The organism is Bacillus cereus group sp. BfR-BA-01382, from assembly GCF_022663475.1.
Lineage (GTDB): Bacteria > Bacillota > Bacilli > Bacillales > Bacillaceae_G > Bacillus_A > Bacillus_A thuringiensis_S.
In genome coordinates this window covers 1-16,463 of record NZ_JAKUFQ010000064.1, presented here as the reverse complement: position 1 = coordinate 16,463, position 16,463 = coordinate 1, and the positions used below count along the sequence as shown (strand labels likewise).

The window sequence follows — 16,463 nt, the reverse complement described above, 5'->3', positions numbered from 1 at the left end:
AATGTTTGTAGATCAGGTCAAGATATATGTAAAAGGCGGCGACGGTGGTAACGGTATGGTTGCGTATCGTCGTGAGAAGTATGTTCCTAAAGGTGGCCCAGCAGGTGGCGACGGCGGTAAAGGTGCAGATGTTGTTTTCGTAGTTGAGGAAGGCTTACGTACATTAATGGACTTCCGCTACCAACGTCATTTCAAAGCTGATCGCGGTCAGCACGGAATGAGTAAAGGTCAGCACGGACGTAAATCTGAAGATTTAATCGTAAAGGTTCCACCAGGAACAATAGTAAAAGATGAAAAAACTGGTCAAATTCTTGCCGATTTAGTAACGCATGAACAAACTGCTGTAATCGCAAGAGGTGGCCGTGGTGGCCGTGGTAACTCACGTTTCGCAACAGCTACGAACCCAGCACCAGAAATCGCTGAAAACGGAGAACCAGGTCAAGAACGTGATGTCATTCTAGAACTTAAAGTACTAGCAGATGTTGGACTTGTTGGATTCCCAAGTGTAGGTAAATCTACATTATTATCTGTTGTATCATCAGCACGTCCGAAAATTGCAGAGTATCACTTTACAACAATCGTTCCGAATCTTGGTGTTGTTGAAACTGGTGATAACCGCAGCTTCGTGATGGCTGACCTTCCTGGACTAATTGAAGGCGCACATGCTGGCGTTGGACTTGGACACCAATTCTTACGTCATATCGAGCGTACACGTGTAATTGTACATGTTATTGATATGTCTGGTTTAGAAGGCCGTGAGCCATATGAAGATTATGTTACAATTAATAATGAATTAAAAGAATACAATATGCGTTTAACAGAGCGTCCGCAAGTTGTTGTAGCAAACAAAATGGATATGCCAGATGCAGAAGAGAACTTACAAGCATTTAAAGAGAAAGTGGGAGACGAAGTAAAAATCTTCCCAATTTCAGCTGTAACGAAACAAGGTGTTCGTGATTTACTATTTGAAGTAGCGAACTTATTAGAAACAACACCAGAATTCCCAATGTACGATGTTGTCGAAGAGTCTGAAGCAAGTGTAATGTATAAATTTGATGCTGAAAGTCTTAAATTTGAAATTACACGTGAAAGTGACGGCACATTTGTTATTTCTGGTTACGATATCGAGAAGACATTCAAAATGACAGACTTCTCACGTGATGAATCTATACGTCGTTTCGCTCGCCAAATGCGCGGAATGGGTATTGATGAAGCGCTTCGTGCACGTGGTGCAAAAGACGGAGATATTGTAAAAATTCTTGAATATGAATTTGAATTTATCGATTAAGACTGCCGAAATATGGCAGTCTTTTTTTTATCCCACTATTTGCCCGTAGAACCTCCACTGATTAAAGTATCACTTTATATTGCAATAGTTAGATTATTATAGGGAAAAATCCCCACTAATTAAATTTTCAATTTATAATGGAAAAAGGAGTAAATGTAGAAGAATTCTTTTATGGGGAGAAAAAGAACATGTATAAAATATTAATTGTAGAAGATGATGAGAAAATTGCGGGAATATTAGAGGAGCATTTAGAAAGGTATGGCTATCAATCATTTAGAGCAAGTGATTTACGTCATATAAAAGATGAGTTTGTAAAAATAAATCCTCATCTTGTGTTACTTGATATTAACTTACCGTACTTTGACGGTTTTTATTGGTGTCGTCAAATTCGTACTGTATCGAATGCGCCGATTATTTTTGTTTCTGCAAGAACAGGGGAAATGGATCAAGTGATGGCGATTGAAAATGGCGGCGATGATTATATTACGAAGCCATTCCATTTAGATATCGTAATGGCAAAGGTGAAGAGTGCGCTTCGCCGTGGCTATGGAGAGTATGCCTCTGCTGCTGAGAGTGATTGTTTAGGTGTAAATGGACTGTTGTTATTCCCGTCCCAGCATATCGTTGAGTGGCAGGGACAACAAACTGAACTGACAAAAAATGAGTTTTACTTATTAGAGTGTTTAATGAAACAGGTGAATCAATATGTAACGCGTGAAGAACTGTTAGAAGCTCTATGGGATGAAGTAGCATTTGTGGATGATAATACATTAACCGTAAATGTAAAACGTGTAAGGAAGAAACTAGAAGAGCTAGGCATTAAAAATGCAATTGTAACGAAACGTGGATATGGTTATGCGCTTCTTACGGAGTGGGGCGAAGGGCATGAAGGTTAAAAATTACCTCGTGGATCGCTTTCCTTTAATTCTTTCTTATATTGTTAGCCTTTGTTTATTTGGGCTCGTTTTGCAGTTGCAAAGTCTTTTAGAAAAGAAATCCATTGATTGGAGTACGTGGTTATATGGACTTTTATTAGGAACAGTTGTGTTTACTGTATACCTCATTTACGATTATCGAAAACGGAGTGTGTTTTTAAAGAGGATCGAAAAGTACGTTACTGGCGGAAATACATTACATGACTCTTTACTTATTGATGAATCTTATACATCAGAGCAAGAAATGGTCGTTGAATCTTTTACGTTATTAAGACAGCAATATATGAATGAAATTCATAAACAGCATGCGAAAGAGCAACAGCAAATGATATTTATGAACCAATGGATTCACCAAATGAAAACACCAGTATCTGTTATTGAATTATTGTTGCAGAAGTTTGGCAAAGAGCATCGTGAGGCAAGAGTAACAGTTGAAAGTATCCGTGAAGAAAATAACCGTATACTAAATGGGTTAGATTTAGCGTTACATATGGCAAGACTAGAGCAGTTTGCGAAAGATTATAAGGTAGAAGTAGTAAATGTTATAGATATCGTGCGAGGTATTATTAATGAAAACCGAAAATCCTTCATTCAATCGTCTGTATTCCCGAAAGTGATGTTTGAAGAAGATACTTGTATGGTTGCATCTGATAGAAAATGGCTGAGCATTGCTATAGGTCAAATTGTTGTAAACGCAATCAAGTATACCAAAATTTCAGCGGTAGAGAAAAAAGAAATTCAATTTCAAATTGAAGAGAAAAATCAAAAGGTGTTATTACATATTAAGGACAATGGAATTGGTATTCCAGAGCAAGACGTAAAGCGCATATTTGACCCATTCTTTACGGGAATAAATGGACGTAAAACGAGAGAAGCGACTGGGATGGGCTTATATATTACGAAGGAAATTTGCGATAATTTACATCATGGAATGTATGTTCAATCGGCTGAAGGAGAAGGGACAACATTCACGTTCCAATTTGCAAAAGATGAAGAATATCATACATTGATGAGAAAAATGACAAAACTGTAAGATAACAAAACGTTTTGTAAGGGAAATCACTCGTTTCTTTTTCTTATTTTTCTTATAGTAAATGTAAGAAGAAAACACATAGGGGGATTAGAAATGAGTGTTCTTGAAGTAAAAGGATTAACGAAGGTGTACCAATCAAAAGGTTCAGTAGCGACGACTGCTTTAAACGATATAAATTTTAAAATAGAAGAAGGCGAATTTGTAGGGATTATGGGTCCTTCGGGAAGCGGGAAAACAACGCTTTTAAATTTATTGGCGACAATTGATAAGCAAACTTCAGGTCATGTGCTTGTAAATGGGGAAGAAATTAATCAAATGCGTGCTGCAAAATTAGCGGAGTTTCGCCGTACACATTTAGGGTTCATCTTCCAAGATTTTAACTTACTTGATACGTTATCTATTAAAGAAAACATTATTTTACCACTTGTAATGGCGAAGAAATCTGTAAATGAAATCGATGCGAAAGTACTGGAAATTGCGAAGTTTTTAAACATCGAAGAAATTTTAAATAAAAAAGTATACGAAGTATCAGGCGGACAACAGCAACGTGCAGCAGCTGCGAGAGCGATTATTCATGAGCCTACGTTAATTTTAGCAGATGAGCCGACTGGAAACTTAGATTCGAAGTCAGCAAAATCATTAATGAGCGCGTTGCAAGACTTACATGAACAAAAGAAAGTGACAATTGCAATGGTAACGCATGATCCAGTAGCAGCGAGTTATTGCGAACGTATTCTATTCATTCGCGACGGAGAAATTTTCTCAGAAATACATAAAGGAAGAACGAAACAAGCCTTTTTCCAAGAAATTCTGGACGTACTTGCGATGCTAGGAGGAGAATATCATGAACTTTCGCCAGCTCGCGCTTAATAACGTAAAAGGGAATTGGCGTAACTATAAAGCGTTTCTTATAAGTAGTTGTTTATCGATTGTCGTATTTTTCATGTATGCTTCTTTTATTTATCATCCAGATGTCGTAAGCGGTAATATTAGTATGAGAAAGATGATTACAAAAGGATTAGAATCGATGAATTATATTGTGGTCATCTTCTCGGCACTCTTTATTTTATATGCAAATTCAACGTTTTTACGAGCAAGAAAAAAAGAGTTTGGTCTACTAACATTAATAGGCGGAACGAAATCGCAGCTCGGCCGAATGATTATATTAGAACAACTGATGTTAGGTGGTATTGCAATTGTAGTTGGTATTGGGGTTGGAATGCTTTGTTCAAAATTATTTTTCCAAGCGTTAAGCGTATTATTGAAAATAGATAAGACACTTCCACTCGTTTGGAATAGTAAAGCAGTTCTTATTACAGCTGGTGTATACTTTATTCTATTTTTAATCCTATCATTATTTAGTGTTTGGACAGTAGGACGCTTGCAAATTATTGATTTATTAAGAGAAGCAAGAAAGCAAAAAGTAGAGCCGTTTGCATTTACATGGTTAAGTGTAGTTGGTATAGGATGTATTATTGCTGCATATGTACTTAGCTTCCAAGTAACGTTTCTGAATTTCATCATCCTCTTTTTACCGGTGGTAGGACTGACAATTGGCGGAACGTATTTACTATTTACACAAGGTAGTACAGTTGTATTAAAAGCATTACAAAAAAGAAAGCAATCTTTCTATACGTATCCAAATATGTTTGTTCTTAGCAACCTTATTTATAAAATGAAAGATAATGCTCGTTTTCTATTTGTAATTTCTATTATTACGGCGATTGTATCCTCGGCAGTTGGCACGCTTTACGTATATTTTGAAAATTTGAGTGCGAAAACGGTAGAACTTACACCACATGCTATCTCATATGAGGAAAAGGGGTTAAATACATATAGCCTTATTAATGAAGAAAAGGTACAGGAGCTTGTGAAGAGACACGGGTTTGAAGATGCGCGAAAAGTAACATACATAAAACTACCAGCAACACAGAAAATAACGTTGTTTAATAGTGAACATGAAGTACCGATGACGATTATTTCAGAAAAAGAATATAATGCGGAAGTGCGTAAACAAAAGAGAGAGCAACCTTCAGAAATTCATAATGCAATGGGTAGTGCAACGATGGTTATGGTTGATATGTCAAATGAACTGATGAAGATAGATCGTACGAAACCGTATGAATTTACAATTAACGGACAAAAGCAGTCTGTTCAATTAAATGCCCCAACGCAGTATTCTGTTTTTAATGATAGTGAATATCTCGTTGTAAATGATCAAGATTTTGAGAAATATGCAAAACTCGTACCAGATGAAGAAAAGAGGAAATATTACGGTTATTATATTGAGGATTGGAAAAGTACAGAAGATCTTGTATTAGATTTGAAAAATGAAATTGCACCAGAAAAGCAAGGAGAATTGAGAAATTCAGTGTTTGCGTATAAGGATATAAGAGAAGGTGGAGCAATTACAATGTTCATCGGTTTCTTCGTAGCAGTACTGTTCTTCTTCTTCGCTTGTAGTATGACATACTTTAAATGGTTTAACGATAAAGAACAAGATCGTATTCAATTTAAATCGTTAAAGAGAATCGGTATGACAGATAAAGAAATTCGCAAAATTGCGATTCGACAAATGGGAGTTATCTTCTTTATCCCAATTTTAATCGGTTCCATTCATAGTGGAGTTGCTCTTCATACGTTAGGGAAAATGCTTTATATTGATTTGTGGAAATCAGGTGCGCTTGTAATTGGAGCATACATTTTAGCTTCTGCCATTTACTTTATGATCGCGCAAAGAGGATATTTAAAACACGTAAAAAGCTAGGGGAATCTCTAGCTTTTTGCCTATGTAGTAAGTTACAGGAGGACGATAGATGAACATTCGGCAACTAGCGCTGCAAAATATAAAAGGAAATTGGCGTAATTATAAAGTGTTTTTCTTAAGTAGTTGTTTTGCAATATTTGCTTCTTACGCATATATGTCTGTCATTGTGCATCCATATATGCAAGAGACGATGTGGTATCAAAACGTACGCTGGGGACTTATCATATGTAATGTTATAATCATTTCTTTTTTCGTCATATTTATTTTGTACTCTACTTCTATTTTCATAGAAGCACGTAAGAAAGAATTAGGGGTATATATGTTAATGGGAGCAACGAAGTCTAACGTAATAGGAGTGATTATGACCGAGCAAATTTTAATTGGGGTCTTCGCGAATATTTTCGGTATTGGGCTTGGTATGATATTTTTAAAACTCTTTTTTATGGTATTTAGTATGTTACTGGGGCTTCCGAAAGAACTGCCTGTCATATTTGACGTAAGGGCGATTGGTGTAACATTTATTACATATATAGTCGTTTTTATTCTATTATCTTTTATAAGTGCTTTACGTATATGGAATATAAAAATCATTCGGTTATTGAAAGAATTTCGAACAGATAAAAAAGAGAAGAAAACATCAAAGTGGCTCTGTTTATTCGGTTTTGCTTGTTTAGTGGGCGGGTATGCGTTGGCGCTACAAGTGACGATGGCTACGATAGCGATATACTTTTTCCCTGTGTCTATACTTGTCTTTTTTGGAACGTACTTTTCTTTCGCGCATGGTGCTACCCAAGTGTTAGAAATGATAAAGCGAAATAAAAAGATTATGTATACATATCCGTATTTATTTATAGTGAATCAATTGTCACATCGAATGAAGGAAAATGGTCGCTTTTTCTTTCTGATGTCTATGGCAACGACGTTTGTAGTTACAGCAACAGGTACGGTGTTCTTATATTTTTCTAGCATGCAAGATATGTGGCGAACTGGAGGGATACACTCGTTTTCGTACATAGAAAAAGGTATTTCTACTCATGAAGTCTTTGAAGAAGGTGCGGTTGAAAAATTACTGCATCAATATGAGTATGATGATTTTCAATATATGAGTTTTATTGGAGTGTATGCATCCTTTCAGTCTAATAAGGGAGAAACAACAATAGCACCGCTTATAAAAGAAAGTGAATATAACCAAGAAGCGAGGAAACAAAAACAGAAAACGTATCGTCCTAAAAAAGGTACAGTGACACTCGTTTATTATAATAAATACAATAATTCGAATGTATATAATCAAAAAGAGATTCAATTGCGAGTAATGAATCAACCATATCAATTCGTATTTAACGGTCAGAAAGAAGGTGTTCAATTTAACCATCATCCCTCGTACATTAATGGTCTGTTCTTCGTTATGAATGATGAAGATTTTGACAGTATAGCAAATCAGGTTCCTGATTCTGAAAAAATGATATATAGAGGCTACACATTACCAAATATCGAAAAGACGAAGAAATTAAATGAAGATTTACGGAAACATATGAAACAAGATAATAATGCATTTCGAAGCAATATGGAGTTATATGTAAATATGAAAGAAGGCGGCGATATTACTCTATTTGTAGGCTCATTTATTAGTATATTATTTTTTCTTACTTCATGTAGTATCGTGTATTTTAAATGGTTCCATAATATTGCATCGGACCGAAAGCAGTATGGTGCACTCTCTAAACTTGGAATGACGAAGGAAGAAGTATGGAAAATTTCTCGTTGGCAATTATGTATGCTATTTTTTGCGCCAATTATAGTAGGGAGTATGCATAGTGCAGTTGCGTTATATACGTTTCATAATACGCTTTTTATGGATGGATCATTAAGAAAAGTAGGTTTGTTCATTCTGTTTTATATCGCAGCATGTATCATTTATTTCTTCTTCGCTCAAAGAGAATATAAGAAACATTTAGACTAGCGAAAGCTAGTCTTTTTTTAATATTCGAAATTTGCATAGAAGAATATAAAAAAGTATGGTATAACAGTAAGAAAACGAAAAAGAGGGGAAAAGACGATGATTCGAGTAGGATATTTAGGACCAGAAGCAACATTTACAAATATGGCGGTGAGTCGTTTTTTTCCGGAAGCAGAGCATGTACCGTATCGAACGATTCCAGATTGTATAGATGCAGCTGCAAATGAAAATGTAGACTTCGCAGTTGTACCGTTAGAAAATGCAATAGAAGGTTCAGTGAATATAACGGTTGATTACCTTGTACATGAGCAGCCGCTTTCCATTGTAGGAGAAATTACAGTACCAATTCAGCAGCATTTACTTGTACATCCGCAGTATGCAGAAGTGTGGGATGAAGTATATGCGGTGCATTCTCATCCGCATGCCATTGCACAGTGCCATAAATTTTTAAATGAAGAATTAAAAGGAGTAACTGTTCGAGATATGACATCCACAAGTGCCGCTGCGCAATATGTGAAAGAACATCCTGAAGAGAAAATTGCCGCTATTGCAAATGAAGCAGCTGCAGAAAAATATGGATTAACAATTGTGAGGCGTAGCATTCATACGCATAAAAATAATCACACACGTTTCCTAGTACTCCATAAGAAAAAGAAAGCAGTACTCCCGAATAACGGAGAGAACCGCGGAGAGAAAACGACGCTTATGATAACGTTACCTGCAGATTATGCAGGTGCCCTATATCAAGTGTTATCAGCTTTCGCATGGAGAAAATTAAACTTATCAAAAATCGAATCGCGTCCGATGAAAACAGGTCTTGGAAATTACTTTTTCTTAATCGATGTCGATAAAGCGTATGATGACGTATTATTGCCAGGCGTAACTATGGAACTTGAAGCACTCGGTTTTTCTGTTACTGTGCTGGGGAGTTATTCTTCTTATTGGTTGTAAAGGGAGCTGTTGTTAAACTTGTTTGAAATGAAAAGTTGTTTATCGGTTTGAGGCAGAGTAAGCTATCGATTCTATTGGAGTAAGTGATGTAATTAAGCTAGCAAAATAAAGAAGCCGTCCTAAAAGATATTTTAGGACGGCTTTCTGTTAGGAATAGGTCACTCTTTTGTCGTGTTTTTAGTACGCATCATTACAACTATTATAATAATAGGATTCATCATTGTTCGAATTACCGCAGCAAATACAATTCGTTTGTTGTATTAATAGATTAAGTGTAGATGGAGCTACAGTATCTGAGAAAGTAATACTCAAAACATCTTCTACTAAAAATGTTTTAATATCTCCTGGTGTTAAGGTAAATGTAAGTGGAGAGCGATGGTTTAATCTTGCAATTGTTAATCTAATCGTTGTTGCAAATGCAGGACTGAAACTAAATTTAATAAGTGTCTTATTATGATTTTTAGTGAAGTTTTCAAATACAGTTCGAGGAATTCCAGTTGTTATATCAAGATCTTGAGGGGTATCTTCCGTACCGAAAATAGTATAGTTCTGTATAAAACAGTTAGTTGAATCTGAATTTGAAGAATTACATGGATGATCATTTTTCTTATAATATTTTTTTCCATTTTTTAAGAAGTAATCTGCCATAACTAATCACTCCCTTCATATATAAGGGTTAAAGGTTGTCCATATATAATATGAAATATATTTTTATATGTTTGGACGTGAAGGAAGAGAAAATAAAAATACTCCCATTAGATAAACAGATTTTTATTTTTTATCTGTCTACCTAATGGGGAGCATATCAGAACTTAATACTGTTTTACCTGGTGGGATTCTTTATTTTAACTTCACAAGACGCTCTTCTAACTGACCACGCCAAATATCAGCTAGTTCTGGAACAGCAAGAATTTTTTCTATGCCATCTTTATCTTTTCTATTATGAAAATAGATTTCGTTAGAGAACAACACAGAAATATTGCTCGGTTGACGTTCTAGTAATGTAATTTTAGAATCTTTACGTACAGTACCTTCTTGAAGAACACGGCATAGGTAGCCAGTAAATCCAGTTGCTACAATGCGCGGCAAAATGCCAGGAATACCGAGGCGTTTTGAAATAGTGCTACAAGGTACTCTTGCTTGTGTCACTTGAATGATTGCTTCACCTAGTTGATATGTATCTCCGATGCAAACATCACGCTCTAACATATTTGTTACGGTAATGTTTTCGCCAAATGTGGAAGCTGGAAGCGTAGTTTGAAATTCCTCTTCCCATAGTGCGTAATGCTCGTGTGGGTATACACAAACAGCTCGATCAGGACCGCCATGATGTTTTAAATCTGCTACGTCATCGCCGAGGAATCCATCTTTTGAGAGGAAAGCTTCTTCTGTAAGTTCCTTACATATACCAGTAATCATTTCTTTATCTTCGCTATATTTCATTTGTTTCGGTTTGCCAATGCTAAAGTGAACGAGTTTAATTCCCATAAGTGATCTCCTTTACGATTGATTACAATATTATAGCATTAAAAAAGCACAGAGAATTATAAAAACTCTGTGCTTTACATTAATAAACGAGAAATCCTGCTTTATCCAGTGCCTTGCAAGCAGCATCTAACTTTTCTTTAGAATCGGCCTCAATTGTATGTAAGTGAATACCATCTGTTAGTTGCGAAAGGTAAGAAGCATTTGTGTTTTCTATTTTTTGTAAATATTGTTCTACATCAAAGCGATTACTTACCATAATAGATGCTGTTAAATCGCCGTATACAGGATGCTCAACTTTTACGTCTTTAATCGTAACACCGTGATCAACAAGCATTGTAAGTTCTTGACGTACTTCTGCTGGTTTGTGCTGGCATACGATTACGCGTTCAAAAGCTTGTTGTTTCTCTTGTGGCTTTAAATATAAATAGCCTTGAGCAGTCGCAATAATTGGTTCGTTTCGTGCTTTAAGTAAGGAAATATCTTGCACGATAACTTGCCTACTTACGTTTGTCTTCTTCGATAGTTCATTTCCAGATAACGGCTCATTTGCAGCGAGAAGCCACTGGAGGATAAGCTGTCGTCTTTCTTCACCTAAAATCTTTTTTTGTTCATTTTGTTTCATTATGATTTAACACCTCTATAAAATTGATTTCCAATTGTGTGTAGTGCATGAATAGTAGTATCAATTTGATCTTTCGTTGTTTGTTGTCCGAAAGAGAAGCGGACATATTGTTTGGCCTCTTCATACGTTTTTCCAATTGCAAGCATGGTTTTCGAAGGTTCTTGTTTACCGACTTGGCAAGCACTTCCGGTGGAAATGGCAATACCATGACGATTACATTCTAGCATAGTATATTGACCTTCTATTCCTTTTATTGTAACCCCAACAATATGTGGTAAACAAGAAGTAGAATGACCTTCTACTTCAATTTCTAGCGGAAGTGTTTGTATTTGCTCTAAAAAGTAGGATCGTAACTCTTTAAAACGTAAACTTTCTTCCCATTGAGTTTTTAATATATTTTCAGCAGCTGTTAAAAAAGATGCGATGCCGGGAACGTTAACTGTACCTGGGCGAAATCCTTTTTCGTGAGAAGTTCCTGGAAATACTTGTTCCCAGCGAGATTGCGGATTTATGTAGCAAGCGCCGACACCTTTTGGTCCGTATATTTTATGTGCTGAAACAGAAAGACTATCAATCCCCATCTCAAAAACATGGATAGGCAGTTTACCAAACGTTTGCACACAATCCGTATGAAATAAAACATTATATTTTTTCAAAATTGCCCCGATTTCTGTAATGTTTTGAACGGTTCCGATTTCAGAGTTTCCATGCTGTATACTTGCTAGCACAGTATCTTCTGTAATAGATGCCTCTAAATCTACTAAACAAATGAGTCCGCTTTTATCAACAGGAATTTCAGTGATCGTATAGCCTTTTGATTTTAGAGATTGAAAATAACTTCGAATGGATGCATGTTCCATAGGTGTCGTAATAATATGCTTCTTATTTCGGGCATTTAGAAGTGATTGGATTGCAAGATAGTTTGATTCTGAGCCACCGCTTGTGAAGAATACTCCTTGTTCTTTTCCACCAATCATTTCCGCGAATGTTTTTCGGCAAACTTGTAATAAAGAAGAAGCCGTTCCTCCAATGTCATGTAAACTTTGTTCATTTCCGAAGTATTGAGAAGCTGCTTTCATATATGTTTGTAACGCTTCCTCGCTCATAGGTGTAGTAGCTGCATAGTCAAGATATATCATCATGTAAGTTCCTCTCTCTAGTAAGAGTTACATTTCTTTTACTTTTTAAATGGTAGTGAAAATAAGAATTATAAAAAAACTCTTGTCATTATTTTAAAACTATGTAAATATAGGTGTCAAGACAGTTGAAAAGTGTAAAGTAGGAGGCAACAATTATGCCAAGTGCAGATGTCTTAATTATTGGAAGTGGCGTTGCGGCACTTCGTGTTGCAAAAGAGATTTGTCACGAAAAGAATGTGATTATTATCACAAAGGAGACGAAACGTAATAATAATACACATTTAGCTCAAGGTGGAATTGCCGCAGCGGTAGCTACATATGACAATCCTAATGATCATTTTGAAGATACGTTAGTAGCAGGGTGTCATTATAATAATGAAGAAGTGGTCCGTTATTTAGTCGAGGAAGGGCCGAAAGAAATTAATAACCTTATTGAAAGAGGAATGAAATTTGATGGAGATGAAACAGGTCCTCATCTTGGAAAAGAAGGAGCGCATCGAAAACGTCGTATTTTACATGCAGGTGGCGATGCAACAGGAAAGAATTTATTAGAGCATCTTATTCAAGAAGTAGCTCCATACGTTACGGTAGTGGAACAGGAAATGGTGCTCGATTTTATTATAGAAAAAGATAAATGTGTTGGGGCTTTAACTCGTAACAATAAAGGAGAACTGAAACGTTACAATGCAGATTATACGGTGTTAGCTTCAGGCGGTATTGGCGGTTTATACGCCTTTACTTCTAATGATGAGACAATTACAGGCGATGGACTTGCAATGGTGTACCGTGCAGGCGGAGAGCTTGTAGATTTAGAGTTTATACAATTTCATCCGACGATGTTATACGCGGGTGGGCGTTGTTCCGGCCTCGTGTCCGAAGCTGTTCGCGGAGAAGGAGCTGTTCTTATAAATGGAAAAGGGCAGCGTTTTATGATGGATATACATTCCGAACAGGATCTAGCGCCTCGTGATGTAGTCGCAAGGGCTATTCATGAACAGCTACTTGTGGGTGAAAAAGTGTACTTAAACATCGAAATGATTCAAAACTTTGAACAACGCTTTCCGACCGTGTCATCGATATGTAAAACAAATGGAGTCGATATAAATAAAAAACTTATTCCAGTCGTGCCCGGTACTCATTTTCACATGGGCGGCGTGAAAACGAACTGTGATGGAGAGACGTCTATTCCGAACCTATACGCAGTCGGTGAAGTAGCTTGTAATGGGGTTCATGGTGCAAATAGATTAGCGAGTAATTCATTATTAGAAGGTCTTGTGTTTGGAAAAAGAATCGGACGACACATTTTATCTAGAGAGACAAAAGAAAAGGTGAGCATGCTAGCCGAAAAGGAAGCGAAGTTTATCGTTCTGAATCATTTACCGACGAAAGAAGAAATACAAAAATGCATGATGAAATATGTTGGGATTGTGCGAACAGAGCAAAGTTTATCTTATGCGAAGAGATGGCTTAGTAAGTACGGTGTTCGAAATATGATATTACAACATGATGTTCTTACGAATGAAGAGATAACACTTATTAATATGTTAACGGTTTGTGAGCTTATAGTTGTGTCAGCTCTGCAAAGAGAAGAAAGTATTGGTGGGCATTACCGGAGTGATTATCCAGATAGAAATGTAGGAAAGAAAGAGATTGTTCGAGTAAAGAGAAAACTACAACTTGTGTGATGAGGGGAAGAGGGGCTTTATGAACACGATAAAAGTGAAAGAAGCATTAAATCGATTTTTTTTAGAAGATATAGGAGAAAGAGATGTAACATCTCAGCTTATTTTTCCAGATAACTTGCTTTCAAAAGGAACGTTTCTTTCGAAGGATACAGGGGTCTTTGCAGGACGTTTAGTAATTGAATCGGGATTTAAATTAATAGATGAGAGAATTGAAGTAGAGCTTCATAAAAAAGATGGGGATCTTGTAGAAAAAGGCGAAATCATTGCAACTGTGCAAGGTCCAATTGCATCGTTATTAACAGCAGAGCGCGTTATATTAAATGTTATCCAGCGTATGAGCGGAATAGCGACGATGACGCGTAAAGCGGTTCTTGCTTTAGATAGCAGCCATACACGTATTTGTGATACGCGAAAAACAATGCCGGGGCTACGTATGTTTGATAAGTATGCAGTCGTGTGCGGAGGAGGATTTAATCACCGTTTCGGTTTATATGATGGTGTCATGATCAAAGACAATCATATTGCCTTTGCGGGTTCTATTACGAAAGCTGTTACATCGCTGAAAGAAAAATTAGGACATATGGTGAAAGTAGAAGTGGAAACAGAAACGGAGGAGCAAGTGAGAGAGGCTGTAGCGGCTGGTGCGGATATTATTATGTTTGATAACCGTACGCCAGATGAGATTAGAGAGTTTTCAAAGATTGTACCAAGTGCCATCGTTACGGAAGCATCAGGAGGCATTACAATTGAAGATTTATCGAAATACGGAAAAACAGGGGTAGATTATATTTCACTTGGAGCGTTAACACATTCAGTGAAAGCACTTGATATTAGTTTCAATATTGAAGGATAAGGAAAGTGGCTTAGAGGGGGGAGAAAGGAATATGAGTATTTTAGAAAAAGTGCAACCAATTGAAACGATGTTACCGGAGCGTTATCACAAGATGTCAAAAGAAGATATGGAAAAGCGTGTTCATGAAATTAAAGAAAAAATGGGAAAAATGTTATTCATTCCAGGACATCATTACCAAAAAGATGAAGTGGTACAATTTTCAGATGCAGCAGGGGATTCACTTCAGCTTGCGCAAGTTGCAGCGAGCAATAAAGACGCAAAGTATATTGTGTTTTGCGGGGTGCACTTTATGGCGGAAACAGCAGATATGTTAACGACAGATGATCAAATCGTTATTTTGCCAGATATGCGTGCAGGATGTTCGATGGCAGATATGGCAGATATTGAACAAACAGAAAGAGCGTGGAAAGAGCTCACGAAATTATTTGGAGATACGATGATTCCGTTAACGTATGTGAACTCTACAGCTGCAATTAAAGCGTTTTGTGGTCGTAACGGAGGAGCAACAGTAACTTCTTCTAATGCAAAGCAAATGGTATCTTGGGCGTTTACTCAAAAAGAACGTCTCGTCTTTTTACCGGATCAACATTTAGGAAGAAATACAGCGTACGACTTAGGTATCCCGTTAGATAAAATGGCAGTATGGGATCCGCATACTGATTCTTTAGAGTACGATGGAGATATAGAAGAAATTCAAGTGATTTTATGGAAAGGTCATTGTTCAGTTCATCAAAACTTTACAGTGAAAAACATAGAGAATGTACGAAAAAATCATCCGGATATGAATATTATTGTACATCCAGAATGTTGCTATGAAGTTGTAGCTGCTTCAGATTATGCAGGGTCAACGAAATATATTATTGATATGATTGAATCAGCGCCATCTGGTAGCAAATGGGCGATTGGTACAGAAATGAATTTAGTGAATCGAATTATTCAGCAACATCCAGATAAAGAAATTGTTTCGCTTAATCCATTTATGTGTCCATGTTTAACGATGAACCGAATTGATCTGCCTCACTTATTATGGGCACTTGAAACGATAGAAAGAGGAGAAGAAATTAATGTTATTAGTGTAGATAAACAAGTAACGGCAGAAGCGGTTCTTGCATTAAATCGTATGTTAGAGCGTGTGTAAAGCAACGGTATTCCCGTTGCTTTTTTTCATGCACATAATCATAACGAGAACGAAATGGGCATACATTGTTGTGAAGAAATCATTGCGATTTTTTTATGCTTATTCCACTTCAAATGATATTGAAAATCGAAGAAGTGATGAAAGTGAAAAGAAGTTAACGTTATTTAGAAAGAGTTACTTCATGAGATTTGTTACTTATAGATAAGTTATACAGGAGGGGGAAAATTTGAAAATTCATATCGTGCAAAAAGGGGATACCCTTTGGAAAATTGCGAAAAAGTACGGAGTGGATTTTGATACGCTGAAACAAACAAATACACAACTTAGTAATCCTGATCTAATCATGCCAGGTATGAAAATTAAAGTGCCATCAAAGAGTGTTCATATGAAACAACAGGCTGGAGCAGGCTCAGCGCCTCCAAAGCAATACGTAAAAGAAGTGCAGCAAAAAGAATTTGCAGCAACACCAACTCCGCTTGGAATAGAAGATGAAGAAGAAGTTACGTATCAATCAGCACCAATTACACAGCAGCCAGCTATGCAACAAACACAAAAAGAAGTGCAAGTAAAACCGCAGAAGGAGATGCAAGTAAAGCCGCAAAAAGAA

At 36.6% G+C, this 16,463-nt stretch carries 15 protein-coding genes; 11 read left to right on the top strand and 4 right to left on the bottom strand.

From position 1 onward, the window contains the following. The first annotated feature begins 1 nt into the window (after position 1). The 7 genes from obgE to pheA all read left to right on the top strand — a co-directional run bounded on the left by obgE (position 2) and on the right by pheA (position 8,931). Positions 2-1,288 (top strand): GTPase ObgE, encoded by a 1,287-nt coding sequence (obgE, locus tag MR160_RS21985; protein WP_000497121.1) that lies wholly within the window; start codon positions 2-4, stop codon positions 1,286-1,288. A gap of 188 nt (positions 1,289-1,476) precedes the next feature. Next, a complete protein-coding gene (locus tag MR160_RS21980; RefSeq protein ID WP_002082113.1) occupies positions 1,477-2,184 on the top strand; it encodes a response regulator transcription factor in 708 nt (235 codons plus the stop codon). Beyond that, positions 2,174-3,256, top strand: coding sequence for a HAMP domain-containing histidine kinase (locus MR160_RS21975; RefSeq protein WP_000865417.1), 1,083 nt, complete (start codon positions 2,174-2,176; stop codon positions 3,254-3,256). The genes MR160_RS21980 and MR160_RS21975 overlap by 11 nt, the downstream gene beginning before the upstream one ends. Before the next feature lie 93 nt (positions 3,257-3,349). Next, positions 3,350-4,126 carry an ABC transporter ATP-binding protein gene (locus MR160_RS21970; RefSeq protein ID WP_000114530.1) on the top strand — a complete coding sequence of 259 codons (777 nt, stop codon included), beginning with the start codon at positions 3,350-3,352 and terminating at the stop codon, positions 4,124-4,126. After that, the gene (locus MR160_RS21965) at positions 4,101-6,023 is read left to right on the top strand and encodes an ABC transporter permease (RefSeq protein ID WP_001011408.1); all 1,923 of its coding nucleotides are present in this window, start codon (positions 4,101-4,103) and stop codon (positions 6,021-6,023) included. The genes MR160_RS21970 and MR160_RS21965 overlap by 26 nt, the downstream gene beginning before the upstream one ends. A 49-nt stretch (positions 6,024-6,072) precedes the next feature. Further along, complete coding sequence (locus MR160_RS21960; RefSeq protein ID WP_242298063.1) at positions 6,073-7,983, top strand: ABC transporter permease; 1,911 nt, start codon at positions 6,073-6,075, stop codon at positions 7,981-7,983. Positions 7,984-8,079: 96 nt separating this feature from the next. Continuing rightward, the gene (pheA, locus tag MR160_RS21955) at positions 8,080-8,931 is read left to right on the top strand and encodes a prephenate dehydratase (RefSeq protein WP_000621701.1); all 852 of its coding nucleotides are present in this window, start codon (positions 8,080-8,082) and stop codon (positions 8,929-8,931) included. A gap of 177 nt (positions 8,932-9,108) precedes the next feature. On the opposite strand, the gene MR160_RS21950 is transcribed toward pheA, so the two are convergent. From MR160_RS21950 to MR160_RS21935, 4 genes are all read right to left on the bottom strand, one after another. Further along, positions 9,109-9,579 (bottom strand): hypothetical protein, encoded by a 471-nt coding sequence (locus MR160_RS21950; RefSeq protein ID WP_000796366.1) that lies wholly within the window; start codon positions 9,577-9,579, stop codon positions 9,109-9,111. 192 nt (positions 9,580-9,771) lie between these two features. Further along, positions 9,772-10,419, bottom strand: coding sequence for an MOSC domain-containing protein (locus MR160_RS21945; protein ID WP_000511662.1), 648 nt, complete (start codon positions 10,417-10,419; stop codon positions 9,772-9,774). Positions 10,420-10,498: 79 nt separating this feature from the next. Beyond that, entirely contained in the window at positions 10,499-11,041 is a 543-nt protein-coding gene (locus MR160_RS21940; RefSeq protein WP_000812273.1) for a transcription repressor NadR, read from the bottom strand. Further along, a complete protein-coding gene (locus tag MR160_RS21935; protein WP_000973781.1) occupies positions 11,041-12,183 on the bottom strand; it encodes an IscS subfamily cysteine desulfurase in 1,143 nt (380 codons plus the stop codon). The genes MR160_RS21940 and MR160_RS21935 overlap by 1 nt, the downstream gene beginning before the upstream one ends. 152 nt (positions 12,184-12,335) lie before the next feature. Here MR160_RS21935 and nadB point away from each other — a divergent pair, with 152 nt between their 5' ends. The 4 genes from nadB to safA all read left to right on the top strand — a co-directional run. After that, a complete protein-coding gene (gene nadB, locus MR160_RS21930) occupies positions 12,336-13,865 on the top strand; it encodes an L-aspartate oxidase (RefSeq protein WP_001138543.1) in 1,530 nt (509 codons plus the stop codon). A 19-nt stretch (positions 13,866-13,884) separates the two neighbouring features. Continuing rightward, entirely contained in the window at positions 13,885-14,718 is an 834-nt protein-coding gene (gene nadC, locus MR160_RS21925) for a carboxylating nicotinate-nucleotide diphosphorylase (protein ID WP_001092241.1), read from the top strand. A gap of 31 nt (positions 14,719-14,749) precedes the next feature. Further along, a complete protein-coding gene (nadA, locus tag MR160_RS21920) occupies positions 14,750-15,856 on the top strand; it encodes a quinolinate synthase NadA (protein WP_000025283.1) in 1,107 nt (368 codons plus the stop codon). Positions 15,857-16,082: 226 nt separating this feature from the next. Beyond that, the coding region (gene safA, locus MR160_RS21915; RefSeq protein WP_242298061.1) for a SafA/ExsA family spore coat assembly protein at positions 16,083-16,463 on the top strand (381 nt) is incomplete at its 3' end.

Coding starts and splice junctions, on each gene's coding strand:
- obgE (WP_000497121.1), top strand. CDS start 2: ATGTTTGTAGATCAGGTCAAGATATATGTAAAAGGCGGCGACGGTGGT.
- MR160_RS21980 (WP_002082113.1), top strand. CDS start 1,477: ATGTATAAAATATTAATTGTAGAAGATGATGAGAAAATTGCGGGAATA.
- MR160_RS21975 (WP_000865417.1), top strand. CDS start 2,174: ATGAAGGTTAAAAATTACCTCGTGGATCGCTTTCCTTTAATTCTTTCT.
- MR160_RS21970 (WP_000114530.1), top strand. CDS start 3,350: ATGAGTGTTCTTGAAGTAAAAGGATTAACGAAGGTGTACCAATCAAAA.
- MR160_RS21965 (WP_001011408.1), top strand. CDS start 4,101: ATGAACTTTCGCCAGCTCGCGCTTAATAACGTAAAAGGGAATTGGCGT.
- MR160_RS21960 (WP_242298063.1), top strand. CDS start 6,073: ATGAACATTCGGCAACTAGCGCTGCAAAATATAAAAGGAAATTGGCGT.
- pheA (WP_000621701.1), top strand. CDS start 8,080: ATGATTCGAGTAGGATATTTAGGACCAGAAGCAACATTTACAAATATG.
- MR160_RS21950 (WP_000796366.1), bottom strand. CDS start 9,579: ATGGCAGATTACTTCTTAAAAAATGGAAAAAAATATTATAAGAAAAAT.
- MR160_RS21945 (WP_000511662.1), bottom strand. CDS start 10,419: ATGGGAATTAAACTCGTTCACTTTAGCATTGGCAAACCGAAACAAATG.
- MR160_RS21940 (WP_000812273.1), bottom strand. CDS start 11,041: ATGAAACAAAATGAACAAAAAAAGATTTTAGGTGAAGAAAGACGACAG.
- MR160_RS21935 (WP_000973781.1), bottom strand. CDS start 12,183: ATGATGATATATCTTGACTATGCAGCTACTACACCTATGAGCGAGGAA.
- nadB (WP_001138543.1), top strand. CDS start 12,336: ATGCCAAGTGCAGATGTCTTAATTATTGGAAGTGGCGTTGCGGCACTT.
- nadC (WP_001092241.1), top strand. CDS start 13,885: ATGAACACGATAAAAGTGAAAGAAGCATTAAATCGATTTTTTTTAGAA.
- nadA (WP_000025283.1), top strand. CDS start 14,750: ATGAGTATTTTAGAAAAAGTGCAACCAATTGAAACGATGTTACCGGAG.